Raw genomic sequence first — 13,674 nt, forward strand, 5'->3', positions numbered from 1 at the left:
AAGCCAAAAAGATAAAGAGCTTATGGGCGAAATTCTCTCCATCCCCATTTCCGAGCGCCCCCTGGGCGCACTGATCGATGAATCCCTTGAGGCCATTCACGGGACAAGACCTAGCGTTGTTTTTGCTTGCGCAAATCCGCATTCGGTCATGGTCGCGCAGAAAGACGATACATTTCGGGAGGCCCTTCAAAACGCAGATCAAGTCGTCGCCGATGGCGCGGGTCTATGCCTGATGGCTCGCATCGCCCGCATCAACGTAGGACCACGCATCACAGGCGATGACTACTTTCGCGCGCTGATGACACGGCTGAACGATTCAGGCGAAGGACGTGTCTTTTTTTTTGGATCATCGCCGGAAACCCTGGAGACGATAGGCCGGCGCTTCGCAACCGATTTTCCGCGCCTAACCCTGTGCGGCTCATTGGCGCCCCCATTTAGAAGCTGGACGGACGAAGAAAACAGCCGAATGCTAGCGCAGATCAATACCGCCCGACCGGACGTACTATGGATCGGGATGACCGCGCCCAGACAAGAGAAATGGGCTCAAAGCAATCGGAAAAACCTAAAGGCTCCCGTCATCGGATCCATTGGGGCCGTGTTCGATTTTTTCGCGGAGACCAAGGCGAGGGCACCCGACTGGGTCAGCAACCTAGGCTTTGAGTGGGCCTACCGGCTAGCGCTCGAACCGAACCGCCTGTGGCGCCGTACCCTGATATCGGCACCGACGTTTGTTCTAGCGGTCATCCGTAACGAGTTCCGTTCCCGCTCGCCTTTTAGTTGATATCCATGCCCTGGATTTTGTTGGTCCATTCACAGTTTCAAGAAAGAGATACATGTATTCTAGTCTAAACGACACCGAGGACTCACGCCAGCCTTGTCACGAGCCCAAACACCTCCCGCAACGGAGAAGAGATGAAAGCCAAGCCCAGCCTGGCTTCACTGGTCGCAGACAGCGAGTGATTCCCTCATTGACTCGAATACATCATGACAGCACCGCCCCACCAGGCGACACGATAGGGTATTCATAGAGATGAACAAAAGAATCGACGGAGAGCAAAATTGGCTTACTCAATTATTTGTTTCTTTGAGTATCTTGCGCAACAGGAAATCCCATAAAAAAACGCGCCCCGCATATAAACGAAAACTTCTCGCCGCGTGGACGATGTCTATTTTATGCCTCGGAGCTAGCGTAGCGGCAAATGCTGCGACGAAATATGTTCGCCCTAAAGCCGGGGGGCCCTACGGCTCTGGAAACGGCTCGTCCTACAGCAATGCATTTTCAGGCTTCGCGGCAATCTCTGTTAATAGCGGAGACACACTTAAGGTCTGCGGGTCTTTTAACTCTGCTGACGCGAGCACTTCGAGCTTCCTATTTTTATTTGGCGTATCCGGATCCGAAGGCAATCCGACAGTCGTTGATGGAGACTGTTCCGAAGAAGGCGATTTGGCGCAAGCCTCCCTAAACGCATCAGGAAGGCAATTTGGCATCTATATTGACAAAGGAAGCTCATATATCACAATCAAAAACATGGAGGTTTTCGGCGTAGACAGCGAGCCGCTCTATAACCGCTTTCTACTACGACTCGGCTCAACGGGCACTCAAGAAGAAGTTTCGAACATCACTGTTTCAAAAATAAAACTGCACGACGCAGCCCATCTTAACGACAAGACAGAAGCCGATGGAATTTGGGGCGCCTGCAATAACTGCCTGATTGATGGAAATGAAATCTACAATATTCCAGCCGATGGTATTTGGCTAGGGAAAGCTGAAAATACAGAGATCAGCAACAACTACGTTCATCATGTCGCGACAAACGGGCTGGTAACAGGCGACTGCACACAAGTTGCAAGAGCCCCGAACCTATATGTCCATAATAATATATTCGACCACTCAAATACAGAAGCGAAACAAGCCTTGATCGTGAGCGTGGAATCTCCGAATGCTCGCATCATGAACAATCAACTACTAATGAGCACAGCCCAAGATCAGACTCATGGCATATCAATGACAGCGAACATCCAAAGCGACGAGGCGATCATCAGCGGAAATTATATCTCCGGCGGCTGGACTGCATTAGCGGTCAGCGGCAACAACGTCCAAATAAACAACAACATAATCATCAACCCCTACGGCAACGCCGTGATTTCAGCAGACAATAGTTCCGGCCAATATTTCTACAACAACACTGTGGATTGTGGAGGGGCACCAGGCGTAATAGGATTCAACCTATCAGGCAAAGAATATAGCCGCGCATTCAAAAACAACATTATCACACGATGCCAAGCAGCAGTGTCCAAAGGTGGAACTGCATCAAAACTTATCTTTGAAGACAACCTTCTTTTTAAAAACACAGACAATGACTTGTACTTCACCATGAGCGAAAGCAACATCGTTGCTGATCCAAAGGCACTAAACGCTAGCGGCTCGTATTCAAACCCGAAAGATTATACCCTTCTAGCCGGCTCCCCAGCCATAAACGCTGGAGCAGATGTTGGTCTAAAATCCGATTATCTTGGCAATGCCATTATTGACACTCCAGATATTGGGGCATTCGAATACAAGGGCGCATCGATCCAACCACCCGAGCTTAGGGTAAAGACATCGGCCAGTGAATAATCCGACTTTTAGGGAAACACTGATTTATTGTCCGAAGCAGGGTTATAGCCATCTAATGTGACATCCGGACATTACAATTAGTGTCAAATCCCCGAAGATTATATACCCGCTTTTTGAATAACTCGGGGCGTTTCTCAGCCCAGTCCTTGAGGGCTTGAATCGGGGCGATATGCCCGAGTGCTTTTTGCGGAATGTGCTGGCTGTAGACCTGGACGTAGCGGGTGATGGTGTGCTCCAGACTCTGGGAGGAGTCGAAGCGTGTCGTGGCCAGCACCTCGGCGATACGCCCGTTGAAGCGTTCGACCATACCATTGGTCTGCGGGGTTCTGGGTTTGGTCAGACGATGCTCGATGGCGTGCTGGGCGCAGACCTGATCGAAGCGATGCTGTCCCGTCGGCGCGCGCTCGCCTGTGGCGCAGAAGCGGTCGGTGAACTCCTTACCGTTGTCGGTGAGGATCTTGGAGAGGGCGAACGGCGCCTTCGCGATCAGGCGCTCGAGAAAGCCACTGGCCGAAGCGGCTGACTTGTCTCGTCGAGGATCTCGACGTAGACCCAGCGGGTGGCACGGTCGATCGCCGCGAAGAGGTATTTTCGGCGGTCTTCATCGGACATCTGGGGCAGATATTTGACGTCGACGTGGACGAAGCCTGGGGCATAGTCCTTGAAGGTCTTCACCAGACGCTTCGCGGTGTCCGCCTCCTGCGGAATCAGGGCCTTGAGGTTGGAGACCCCGTGGCGCCGCAGGCAGCGATCGAGCGCTGAACGCGAGGCCTCGGGGTGGATGAATTCGCGGGTAACCGCCAACAGATCGTCGAGCGGCAGCAAGAGGGTTTCACGCAGGGTCACCACGAGGACTTCCTGCTCGGGCGAGAGCGTCGTCGAGAGTCGGTGTGGGCGGTGCGAAGCATCTTCGACCACCGTGCGTCGCCGCCACTTCTTCACCGTCTGGACCGAGAGGTTGTACTGGGCGGCGAGGACCGTGTTCGGCAACGTCGAGGCTTGCAGTTCACGACGAATCGCTGGGGTCGTGCGGGCGTTCTTGTGCAGGCGGATGTTCATCGGCAATCAGGCTTTCGGTCGGCTGTCAGCAGGATCACTGTGATTTCCGCGCGTGGCTACTTTATGGCTCAAGTGCTCTAGCACCTCGCGGGCTCGGAACACAGGATAGCTCCGTCGAGGCAGATAATCACACGGGACGTAACACCTGGAGCCCGCCATCACCTTCTACATGATCATCGCTTGCACGCCTTGCTGCTCATCTACCTCAGGCGCACCTATCTCGATATGCCTTGCCATGCTGTTTTCGACGAGGCTGAATGAAAAACTGCCTACTGCGTCATCCAGCGCCAGATGCCCCCCGAAGAACCGCCATCACTCGATACCATGCCCTCATGGCAGCCACCCTCGCCCCCCAAGACCGGCAATATATGGGTTAAACTTATCCAATTACACATAAGTCTAAAATTACTTTATAAACAATATTTTAGAGAAGCGGCGACAGGGCACCGGAAGCCAAGTCTAGGCATGCAAGATCAACAAGTTACGGTGTCGGTTGAACGCAAAGGCCTCGGCAACGGGGCTTGTGTGTAATGGGATGGGTTAGACTCCAACGCACCGCAAGCCTTGCCCTCGCTCTGCAGGTTCAAAACTCCATGAGTTTGCATTATGTGTAACACCATGCTCCATGTCAAAAACATGGCCAAATGAGATATGTAATGCGCCTAGTAGCAGGGACTCATGGGCAAGCTTTTTTTGGGCTTGCAGATCAAGCGTTGATCAGCTTCGGCAACTTAGCCATCGGAATGGCATTGATCCGGCTTTCCAGCAAAGAGGACTATGGCCTTTATATCATTGGATTTGGTTTACTCAACCTCGTTACCAGCATCAATTCAGCGCTATTCACAGTCCCGATGACAGTAATGGCTCATAACCAAAAGACCCAGGCAGATCAGCGCAGCTATTGCATGGCATTGCTACGCTCTCAGGTAATATTTGGAGCCACTATATGCTTGCTCATCGCAACAGCAATTTACAAAAGCACTGATTTCTCTTTTTCTAAAAGTATAGATTACCCGTTCGCTATCGCCTTAACTATAGCAATACCCGGCATTTTGTTGCAGGATTTTTTTCGCCGTTATCATTATCTCGAATTCAAAGCCTATCGGGCTTTTGCCGTTGACGCGCTGGCTCTTACGGCAACCCTTCTGATACTCGCCTTCGCGGCTATAACGGATAAGGGTGACATGCATGTATGGGCCATTATAGGTACAGGACTAGCCGGGGCATTGAGCGGATCCGCCGCCCTCGCATGGTCAGGCATCCATAGGGAGCCCATTCACTATGGGACTCGCAAGGCATTTCTCGAGTGTTGGACCCAGGGGAGGTGGGCACTCACTGGCGCCACAATCAATTGGACGCAAGGACAAAGCTATGCATTTTTTCTTAGCTGGCTAGGAGGACTCGCCGGCCTAGCCGAAGCGAATGCCGCCCGACTTCTTCTCGCACCTCTAGGATTGTTGACTACCGGATTAAGTAGCGCCATGATGCCACGATTGGCTAAGCTTCGTAGCGAAGGTCGCTTACAGGAAATGGAAACACAATCACTCTACTTCTTGTTTTCCATGGCCTTTGTAACTATCGGATATTCAGCCACCGCTTGGACTTGGCGTGACACACTCACTACAGCGATGCTTGGTGAAAAATACACTAACGCCTCGCTTTTTATCTTGGCCTGGGCATCCGTAAGCCTCTTGACTTCAGTGAGAATCAGCATAAGCATCTTGATGCAAGCATCCGTCGAATTCAAACGCATCACTTTCGCCAATTTTTGGAGCACCCTTACCGTCCTGAGCATTACAGGTGCCTACATCCACTTCTACGGCATACTTGGCAGCATTTATGCTCTTGCAGCAGGTGAACTCATAATGACCTTGTTTTTGTGGAGGGCTTTCGAATACGCAAAGACCAGCCGCTCAATGCACCACTCAAAAATCAACCAAAATTCAATGAACTAAAAACCAGTAAAATTACGACCCACTCGCGAAAAAACATAAAAACAGCCAATCATCATGCTTCAGAAATGGCTGTTCGCTCTATGCCACATCAAGACAAAAAGACAAAACCAACCAAACTCAAGGAGAGCAGACTTGTGGCAAATAGACGCATCACTCGCCCATCAACCAAGAGTAAAAGCAAGATCGCATCATCGCAGATCATCAGCTCAATACCACCGATTTGGCAGCTCAGTCTGATCGCTATAGCAGCATCCCTGATATTACTTATATTTTTCAACGGACTGACGTACATGCTTACCTCATGGGAAAGTGAGGAATACAGCCACAGCTATATGCTCCCACTCGTTTCAGCCGTTCTGATCTGGCAAAGATCATCTTTGCTCGCGCAAACACCATTTCAACCGAGCAGGATTGGAATATCGACAGCCACGCTCGGACTTTTCCTCTACATCGCCGGCGAACTAGGGTCACTTTACACCGTAATTCAATACGGCTTTCTTGTAACCTTCGGCGGCCTTATCCTCTCAACAATGGGATTGAAGGCATTCAGAATCATTATTCCTGCTTATATTTTACTATTTTTCACGATCCCGCTTCCTGGCTTTATTTACAACAGCCTTTCATCTCAGCTTCAACTATTTTCATCGCAAATCGGCGTTTTATTAATTAGACTTTTCAGCATTCCAGTTTTTCTCGAAGGCAATGTTATCGACCTTGGCAACTATCAACTACAGGTCGTCGAGGCTTGCAGCGGGTTACGCTACCTATTCCCGCTATCAGCACTTGGATTTATTGCGGCAGTGTTCTTCAGAGGAACCGCTTGGAAAAAGACGCTGCTATTTCTTTCGACCCTTCCAATCACGGTACTGATGAATAGCTTTCGGATCGGCGTAATCGGAATTCTGGTGCATTACCAAGGTATCGGTATGGCCGAAGGTTTCCTGCACGACTTTGAGGGCTGGATTGTCTTCATGGCGTGCGCGGCATTGCTCGTCGCTGAGATGTGGCTGCTTGCCAAGATCGGTACCGATCGTACGTCTTTCAGTGACGCATTTGCGATCGATGGCCCTGAGCCGATTCCGAAGTCCGCAAAAATCGCCCATCGCCGTCTGCCATGGTCATTCTATGCCGTACTGCCAATGCTCGTCGTGGTCGCGGCAGTTTCACTTGTTCTACCAGAACGCGATGAAATCCACCCACAGCGAACAGAGTTCGTTTTCTTTCCTAACGATGTCGGAGACTGGCATGGCCGGCGTAGCCAGTTGGACCAGATCTATATCGACGCCCTAAAGTTCGACGACTATCTGCTGGCCGATTATCGCGACACCGCAGGCGATTCAATCAATCTCTACGTCGCCTATTACGGATCACAGCGTAAAGGTGCTTCTGTACATTCCCCCAAGAGCTGTCTACCGGGGGGCGGTTGGCGTATCCAGGATTTTTCCCAGCGAGAAGTGTCCGGCGCGGAGGTTGGCACTCAACCCTTGCGGGTCAACCGCTCTCTAATTCAGATGGGCGATGAACGGCTGTTGGTCTATTACTGGTTCCAGCAGCGCGGACGGGTGATGACGAACGAGTATCTGGTGAAGTGGTATCTGTTCTGGGATGCGCTCACGCGGAATCGCACGGACGGAGCGCTGGTCAGGCTTACGATCGAGGCGCCACTTGGCGAGGACCTAAAAGAGAAGGATGCGGTCCTGTCCGATTTCGCGCGCCAGATCGAACCATCCCTGCACCGCTTCATTCCTGAGTGAAGGATACGTAGGCTTGGCATTCCCCCCGAGAGGCTGGGTGGTCGTATACTTTGCGGTTTATCCGCCTCGCTACTCTGCTTCGCTGAAGCAAGGGCGCCCCACCGCACATCGACGACACCATGAACCCAGACCTCGGGCGACTCCAAGCCTATCCGTTCGAAAAACTCGCCACGCTCAAACAGGGGATCGATCCGCCACGCAATCTGGACCCGATCGGGCTGCAGATCGGCGAGCCCAAGCATCCGACACCAAGCTTGATCGCTGATGCGCTCATCGCGCATCTGCACCGGCTCTCGTCCTATCCGACGACACGCGGAACGGCCGAGCTGCGCGAGACGATCGCCGGTTGGCTCAAACGTCGCTTCCAGGGCGTCGATCTCTCGGTCGACCCAGAGCGCCAAGTGCTTCCCGTCAACGGATCGCGCGAGGCGCTGTTCGCCTTCGCCCAGGCGGTCGTCGACCGCTCGCGCGATCCGCTGGTGCTGATGCCGAACCCCTGCTATCAGATCTACGAGGGCGCCGCCCTGCTGGCAGGGGCCGAACCGCGCTATCTGGCCTGCGAGGCGGCGAACGGCTTCATCCCGGATTTCGAGGCCATCGATTCGGCCACATGGGACCGTTGCCAGCTACTCTACGTCTGCTCTCCAGGCAACCCCACAGGCGCGGTCTTCGACCGGAACACCCTGACCCGGCTGATCGAGCTGGCCCATCGGCACGATTTCGTCATCGCCTCGGACGAGTGCTATGGCGACATCTATCTGGACGAATCAGCCCCACCGACTGGACTGCTCCAGGCCTCGGCCGCGATGGGCAACGACAGCTTCAGCCGCTGCATCATCTTCAACAGTCTCTCCAAGCGCTCGAACGCACCCGGATTGCGCTCGGGATTTGTCGCGGGCGACGCGGCGCTCATTCAGGGCTTTCTCTCCTATCGCACCTATCACGGCTGCGCCATGTCCCTGCCGGTGCAGAGCGCGAGCCTGGCGGCCTGGAGCGACGAAGCGCACGTGGTGGAGAATCGCCGTCTCTATCGCGAGAAGATCGCCGCCGTCACCGAGATCCTGGGCGATGTGATGTCGCTGACGCCGCCGGAGGCCAGCTTCTTCCTCTGGCCCGAGACCCCGATTCCGGACACCGAGTTCGCCCGCCGGCTTTTCGCCGAGGAGAACGTCACCGTCCTGCCCGGCAGCTTCCTGTCGCGCCGCGTCGACAGCCAGGATCCGGGCGAAAACCGGGTGCGGATCGCTCTGGTGCCCGAGCTCGACGAGTGCGTCGACGCCGCCAGACGCATCCGAGCTTTCATCGAACGTCTCTAGCCCTACAATAGGGCCCCGAAAAATTCAGAAGATCGCTAGACAGGACAGATCCCAACATGACAGACCAGCAATCCATCATCCTCGATGCCTTCGAACGCCGCGCCGAGATCACCCCCCGCAGCGTCGAGACCCGCGTTCGCGATGCCGTTCAGGACACCATCGAGCGCCTCGACAGCGGCGAACTGCGCGTCGCCGAGAAGCGTGACGGCGAGTGGGTCGTCAACGAGTGGCTGAAGAAGGCGGTGCTGCTCTCCTTCCGAATCGAGGACAACTGGTTCATGAAGGGCGGCTTCACCAACTATTACGACAAGGTGCCCTCCAAGTACGCCGACACCAACTCGCGCGAGTTCCGCGACAGCGGCGTGCGCGTGGTGCCGCCCGCGACCGCGCGCAAGGGCTCCTACATCGCCCCGAGCTGCGTGCTCATGCCCTCCTACGTCAACATCGGCGCCTATGTGGATTCGGGCACCATGGTCGACACCTGGGCGACCGTCGGCTCCTGCGCCCAGATCGGCAAGAACGTCCATCTCTCCGGCGGCGTCGGCATCGGCGGCGTGCTGGAACCGGTCCAGGCCGCGCCGACGATCATCGAGGACAACTGCTTCATCGGCGCACGCTCGGAGATCGTCGAGGGCGTGATCGTCGGCGAGGGCGCGGTCATCTCGATGGGCGTCTACATCGGTCAGAGCACCAAGATCTACAACCGCGAGACCGGCGAGATCCTCTACGGCAAGGTTCCGCCCGGCGCCGTGGTCGTGCCCGGCAACCTGCCAGCCAAGGACGGAACGCACAGCCTCTACTGCGCGGTCATCATCAAGCAGGTCGACGCCAAGACGCTGGGCAAGGTCGGCATCAACGAGTTGCTGCGCGACATCTGATGTTCACCCTCTACGGCATCCCCAACTGCGACACGGTCAAAAAGGCGCGTGCCTGGCTCAACGCCCGAGGCATCGATTACCAGTTCCACGACTACAAGAAACAGGGACTGAATGAGTCGCGCCTGCGCGCCTGGGTCGATGAGCTGGGCTGGGATGCCTTGCTGAACCGGCGGGGCACCACCTGGCGCCGGCTGCCGGATGCGGTACGCGAGGGGATCGACGAGACGACGGCGATCCAGCTGATGCTGGAGCAGCCGTCGATCATCCGCCGTCCGCTGCTCGACACCGGAGAAACCCGCCATCTGGGATTCTCCGAGACCCAATACGAGGAACTGCTGCGCTGATGTCCCCCACCCTCTCGCTGGCCTGCGATCTGATCTCACGCGATTCGGTCACGCCCGCCGATGCCGGATGCCAGGACCTGATGGCCGAGCGCCTCGCAGCGATCGGCTTCCAAATCGAGCCCATGCCCTTTGGCGAAGTCAGCAACCTCTGGGCGCGACGTGGCGATACCGGGCCACTCGTCTGTTTTGCCGGACATACGGACGTGGTGCCGTCAGGGCCGCTCGATCAATGGACCTCCGCGCCCTTCGATCCCACCGTGCGCGACGGCCGTCTCTATGGTCGCGGCGCGGCGGACATGAAGGGATCGTTGGCCGCGATGATCACGGCGACCGAGGATTTCGTCGCCGCGTATCCGGATCACTTAGGCTCGATCGCCTTTCTCATCACCAGCGACGAGGAAGGACCGGCCACCGATGGCACGGTCAAGGTGGTGGAACGCTTGGAGCAGCGCGGAGAGAAGATCGACTACACTCTGGTGGGCGAGCCCTCATGCCGCGAGCGCCTAGGCGACACCATCAAGAACGGCCGGCGCGGCAGCCTATCGGGCTTTCTCAGAGTGTATGGCAAGCAGGGACATGTGGCCTACCCACAGTTGGCCGAAAACCCGTTTCATGCCTGCGCCGACGCACTGCGGGCGCTGTGCATTGAGACCTGGGACACCGGCAACGACCATTTCCCGCCGACCAGCTTCCAGATCGCCAATCTGAACATGGGAACCGGGGCGGAAAACGTCATCCCGGGCGTGCTGGAGGCACAGTTCAACCTACGCTTTTCCACCGAGCTGACCCCGGACGCCATCAAATCACGCATCCATAACATCCTGGATGCCGGCGGATTCCGCTATGAGCTGCAATGGCGACTGTCCGGGCACCCCTTCCTGACGCCGGCCGGCGAGTTAGTCGAAGCCAGCCGAGCGGCCATCATCGAGACCTGTGGCATCGAGACTCAGCTCTCAACCAGTGGAGGCACCTCCGACGGTCGCTTCATCGCGCCCACCGGGGCTCAAGTGCTCGAACTCGGGCCACTCAACGCCAGTATCCACCAGATCGACGAATGGGTCGGAGTGGAGGAACTCGATCAGCTCTCAGCCATCTATCGAAGGATCTTGGAACGGCTTCTGCTCGGCCCCTAAATCGAGCGGAGGCGGATACAGATCCACACGGCCTCGCCTGGATCGCATCAGCCCCCTGCCTAAGGTGCGTGAGACGCGTGAGGTGCGTCCGGAATCACTATGTTGAGCTCCAGCACCTCGCGCTCGTCCTCTTGCTCGTAATTCACCGATACCGCATCCAAGTCCACATCCACATACTTGCGAATGACCGCGAGGATCTCCTGTTGAAGTTGGGGTAGATAGGAGGGACGACCGCGTACTGCACGATCGTGCGCCACCAGGATCTGCAGTCGTTCCTTGGCAACGCCGGCGGAACCCTTCGCCTGCGCGGAGCGGAAGTAGTCGAGCAAGCCCATAGATCACCCTCTGAATATGCGGCTCAGAAAGCCCTTCTTCTCAGTGTGAATGAAGCGGTGCGGGACCTCTTCCCCCAGATAGCGCGAGACCACGTCGCCATAGGCCTGCCCGGCATCGCTCTCCCGATCCAGGATCACGGGAATGCCCGAATTGGAGGCGTTCAAAACGGCCTTCGACTCGGGAATCACCCCGAGCAGATTCAGCGACAGGATCTCCTGGACGTCCTCGACGCTCAGCATCTCGCCGATCTCGACACGCTCGGCGTTGTAACGCGTCAAGAGCAGGAACTCGCGAACCGGCTCATCGCTGTTCTCTGCGCGACGCGAACGACTCGACAGAATGCCCAGCATCCGATCCGAGTCCCGCACCGAAGAGACCTCCGGATTGGTGACGACGATGGCATCGTCGGCGTAATACATGGCCATGGTCGCGCCATGCTCAATACCAGCAGGCGAATCGCAAACGATGAAATCATAGCTCTGCGCGAGTTCTTCGAGCACGCGCCCGACACCCTCCTTCGTCAGCGCATCCTTATCACGCGTCTGCGAGGCCGGTAGCACATAGAGATGATCGCAGCGCTTGTCACGAATCAGCGCCTGATTCAGGTTGGCTTCTTGATTGATGACATTGATGAAATCGTAGACGACTCGCCGCTCGCAACCCATGATCAGATCCAGGTTGCGGAGACCCACGTCGAAGTCGATGACCACCGTACGTTTGCCTCGTTGAGCCAACCCCATGGCCAAGGCGGCGGATGTAGTCGTCTTGCCGACCCCACCCTTACCCGAGGTAATCACGATAATTCTCGCCAAAGTCACACCCTCCTTAAAGGGATCTGTTCCGTTGCCCGGCTGTGGAGATCGTTAGAGTTTTTCGATACGCAGCAGCTTCTGATCCAGAAAGATCTGAACCGGCACACCACGCAGTTCGATAGGAATGTTTTCGCTGACGCGGTAGTGTCCGGCGATCGAAACCAGTTCCGCCTGCAGGTCCTGACAGAAGATGCGCGCCTCGGTGTTCCCGTTCATGCCGGCCAGGGCGCGTCCACGCAACGGACCATAGACATGAATATTGCCGTCCGCCATCAACTCGGCGCCAGAACTGACCGCCGCCGAGACGGTGAGATCACCACCAGCCGCATAGACCCGCTGTCCAGAGCGCACCGGACGCGTCACCAGCATGAACCCCTGATTGGGACGGCGAACCGGTGTAAGCGTCTTCGTTGGCATCGAGGATGCAGGAACCTCGACCTCGACCGCAGTCTCGGTCGCGTCCGAGCCCTTTGGGTCCTCGGGCGATCGGTCGCGTCGCACATAGGACTCACGCAGCACGGCCAACTCCAACGCCTCGGCCACCGCGTGCTGCTCCTTGTTGCCCCCGCGCACCCCGAAGGGAATCATGCCATAGCCGCGCAAGAGCCCGACCAGCAAGGGGAGCTCGACGGCTCCCGAGTTTGAGAGAAGCGCGGTGAGATCGATAACGACCGGCGTATTGCGAAAGAAATCAGGGGCCTTTTCGACCTTGGCGCCCAATCTGGCCGCGACCGCCTCGACGTTGTCATCGAGTAAACGAATGATCGGCAAGGTAAAGCTCGCCGCCTTGAGCTCAAAAGACCTAAGAGCGTCTGATCCGGTTTTTTGTGGGTTCACTGCCATGTTCGTGGACTCGGGCGAGTATCGCCACTGACCTCCTGATGAATCGATTCGGCTGCACCCCATGTCGACTCAGGGCAACGAGGGGCGCGCGGAACGCAGGCGTAAGGCCGCGCGACGACCGCGCCAATCCTAACCCTTGTGCGCACATCATCATAGTGTTCGGGCGCGCGAAATGAACACACACGCCGCTACACCGCAAGAAGCGACAGGATCAGCCGGGAGGCCACTGCATCGGACGACCGCCGAGCACATGCAGGTGCAGATGAAATACCGTCTGACCCGCCGCCGCGTTGCAATTGATGACGGTGCGATAGCCAGCCTCGGCGATTCCCGCCAGCTCGGCCACCTTGGCGGCGGCCAACAGCAACTTGCCGAGGAGTTCGGCATCCTCGGGCCCCGCATCGTTGAGGGTCGGAATCGGCTTGCGCGGGATCACCAAAATGTGTGTCGGCGCCTGGGGACTGATATCGCGAAAGGCGACGAGATGCTCATCCTCGTAGAGGATATCGGCAGGGATCTCGCCCGAGGCGATCTTCGCAAAAAGGGTATCTGCCATAGATCTGCTCCCAAATGAATCGACCTGAATTCGGCACTTGGAACCGCAAAGACGCAAAGGTCACGCTAAAA

At 56.3% G+C, this 13,674-nt stretch carries 12 protein-coding genes and 1 pseudogene; 8 read left to right on the forward strand and 5 right to left on the reverse strand.

Annotation, left to right across the window (positions count from 1 at the left end):
* Positions 1-22: 22 nt before the first annotated feature.
* Together ACFSJC_RS05400 and ACFSJC_RS05405 are read left to right on the forward strand one after the other, a co-directional pair.
* Positions 23-781 (forward strand): WecB/TagA/CpsF family glycosyltransferase, encoded by a 759-nt coding sequence (locus ACFSJC_RS05400; protein WP_386024300.1) that lies wholly within the window; start codon positions 23-25, stop codon positions 779-781.
* A 249-nt stretch (positions 782-1,030) separates the two neighbouring features.
* A complete protein-coding gene (locus ACFSJC_RS05405) occupies positions 1,031-2,617 on the forward strand; it encodes a right-handed parallel beta-helix repeat-containing protein (protein ID WP_386024303.1) in 1,587 nt (528 codons plus the stop codon).
* A 52-nt stretch (positions 2,618-2,669) separates the two neighbouring features.
* Here the strand turns inward: ACFSJC_RS05405 and ACFSJC_RS05410 are convergent.
* Positions 2,670-3,676 (reverse strand): annotated as a pseudogene (locus ACFSJC_RS05410) (IS481 family transposase).
* A 656-nt stretch (positions 3,677-4,332) separates the two neighbouring features.
* Between ACFSJC_RS05410 and ACFSJC_RS05415 the strand changes: the two are divergent.
* The 6 genes from ACFSJC_RS05415 (at position 4,333) to dapE (ending at position 11,056) form a co-directional block, all read left to right on the forward strand.
* On the forward strand, positions 4,333-5,631 hold the full coding sequence (locus ACFSJC_RS05415) for a lipopolysaccharide biosynthesis protein (RefSeq protein ID WP_386024305.1): 1,299 nt from the start codon (positions 4,333-4,335) through the stop codon (positions 5,629-5,631).
* On the forward strand, positions 5,556-7,385 hold the full coding sequence (xrtD, locus tag ACFSJC_RS05420) for a VPLPA-CTERM-specific exosortase XrtD (RefSeq protein WP_386024308.1): 1,830 nt from the start codon (positions 5,556-5,558) through the stop codon (positions 7,383-7,385). Before ACFSJC_RS05415 ends, xrtD begins: the two co-directional genes overlap by 76 nt.
* A gap of 119 nt (positions 7,386-7,504) precedes the next feature.
* Positions 7,505-8,701, forward strand: coding sequence for a succinyldiaminopimelate transaminase (gene dapC / locus ACFSJC_RS05425; RefSeq protein WP_386024311.1), 1,197 nt, complete (start codon positions 7,505-7,507; stop codon positions 8,699-8,701).
* A gap of 56 nt (positions 8,702-8,757) precedes the next feature.
* Positions 8,758-9,579, forward strand: coding sequence for a 2,3,4,5-tetrahydropyridine-2,6-dicarboxylate N-succinyltransferase (gene dapD / locus ACFSJC_RS05430; RefSeq protein ID WP_386024314.1), 822 nt, complete (start codon positions 8,758-8,760; stop codon positions 9,577-9,579).
* The gene (locus ACFSJC_RS05435) at positions 9,579-9,923 is read left to right on the forward strand and encodes an ArsC family reductase (protein WP_386024317.1); all 345 of its coding nucleotides are present in this window, start codon (positions 9,579-9,581) and stop codon (positions 9,921-9,923) included. The genes dapD and ACFSJC_RS05435 overlap by 1 nt, the downstream gene beginning before the upstream one ends.
* A complete protein-coding gene (gene dapE / locus ACFSJC_RS05440; protein WP_386024320.1) occupies positions 9,923-11,056 on the forward strand; it encodes a succinyl-diaminopimelate desuccinylase in 1,134 nt (377 codons plus the stop codon). Before ACFSJC_RS05435 ends, dapE begins: the two co-directional genes overlap by 1 nt.
* A 59-nt stretch (positions 11,057-11,115) precedes the next feature.
* On the opposite strand, the gene minE is transcribed toward dapE, so the two are convergent.
* The 4 genes from minE to ACFSJC_RS05460 all read right to left on the reverse strand — a co-directional run bounded on the left by minE (position 11,116) and on the right by ACFSJC_RS05460 (position 13,603).
* Complete coding sequence (minE, locus tag ACFSJC_RS05445) at positions 11,116-11,391, reverse strand: cell division topological specificity factor MinE (RefSeq protein ID WP_386024323.1); 276 nt, start codon at positions 11,389-11,391, stop codon at positions 11,116-11,118.
* A 3-nt stretch (positions 11,392-11,394) separates the two neighbouring features.
* The gene (minD, locus tag ACFSJC_RS05450) at positions 11,395-12,204 is read right to left on the reverse strand and encodes a septum site-determining protein MinD (protein WP_007043158.1); all 810 of its coding nucleotides are present in this window, start codon (positions 12,202-12,204) and stop codon (positions 11,395-11,397) included.
* A gap of 51 nt (positions 12,205-12,255) precedes the next feature.
* Positions 12,256-13,047, reverse strand: coding sequence for a septum site-determining protein MinC (minC, locus tag ACFSJC_RS05455; RefSeq protein WP_386024327.1), 792 nt, complete (start codon positions 13,045-13,047; stop codon positions 12,256-12,258).
* A gap of 211 nt (positions 13,048-13,258) precedes the next feature.
* On the reverse strand, positions 13,259-13,603 hold the full coding sequence (locus tag ACFSJC_RS05460; RefSeq protein WP_386024330.1) for a histidine triad nucleotide-binding protein: 345 nt from the start codon (positions 13,601-13,603) through the stop codon (positions 13,259-13,261).
* Between the last annotated feature and the right edge of the window lie 71 nt (positions 13,604-13,674).

The organism is Thiorhodococcus fuscus (genome assembly GCF_042682685.1).
Taxonomy (GTDB): domain Bacteria; phylum Pseudomonadota; class Gammaproteobacteria; order Chromatiales; family Chromatiaceae; genus Imhoffiella; species Imhoffiella fuscus.

Bases quoted from the DNA above. Each gene is read 5' to 3' on its own strand.
- ACFSJC_RS05435 (WP_386024317.1), top strand. From the start codon at position 9,579: ATGTTCACCCTCTACGGCATCCCCAACTGCGACACGGTCAAAAAGGCG.
- ACFSJC_RS05405 (WP_386024303.1), top strand. From the start codon at position 1,031: ATGAACAAAAGAATCGACGGAGAGCAAAATTGGCTTACTCAATTATTT.
- minE (WP_386024323.1), bottom strand. From the start codon at position 11,391: ATGGGCTTGCTCGACTACTTCCGCTCCGCGCAGGCGAAGGGTTCCGCC.
- dapD (WP_386024314.1), top strand. From the start codon at position 8,758: ATGACAGACCAGCAATCCATCATCCTCGATGCCTTCGAACGCCGCGCC.
- ACFSJC_RS05415 (WP_386024305.1), top strand. From the start codon at position 4,333: ATGCGCCTAGTAGCAGGGACTCATGGGCAAGCTTTTTTTGGGCTTGCA.
- dapE (WP_386024320.1), top strand. From the start codon at position 9,923: ATGTCCCCCACCCTCTCGCTGGCCTGCGATCTGATCTCACGCGATTCG.
- ACFSJC_RS05400 (WP_386024300.1), top strand. From the start codon at position 23: ATGGGCGAAATTCTCTCCATCCCCATTTCCGAGCGCCCCCTGGGCGCA.
- minC (WP_386024327.1), bottom strand. From the start codon at position 13,047: ATGGCAGTGAACCCACAAAAAACCGGATCAGACGCTCTTAGGTCTTTT.
- dapC (WP_386024311.1), top strand. From the start codon at position 7,505: ATGAACCCAGACCTCGGGCGACTCCAAGCCTATCCGTTCGAAAAACTC.
- ACFSJC_RS05460 (WP_386024330.1), bottom strand. From the start codon at position 13,603: ATGGCAGATACCCTTTTTGCGAAGATCGCCTCGGGCGAGATCCCTGCC.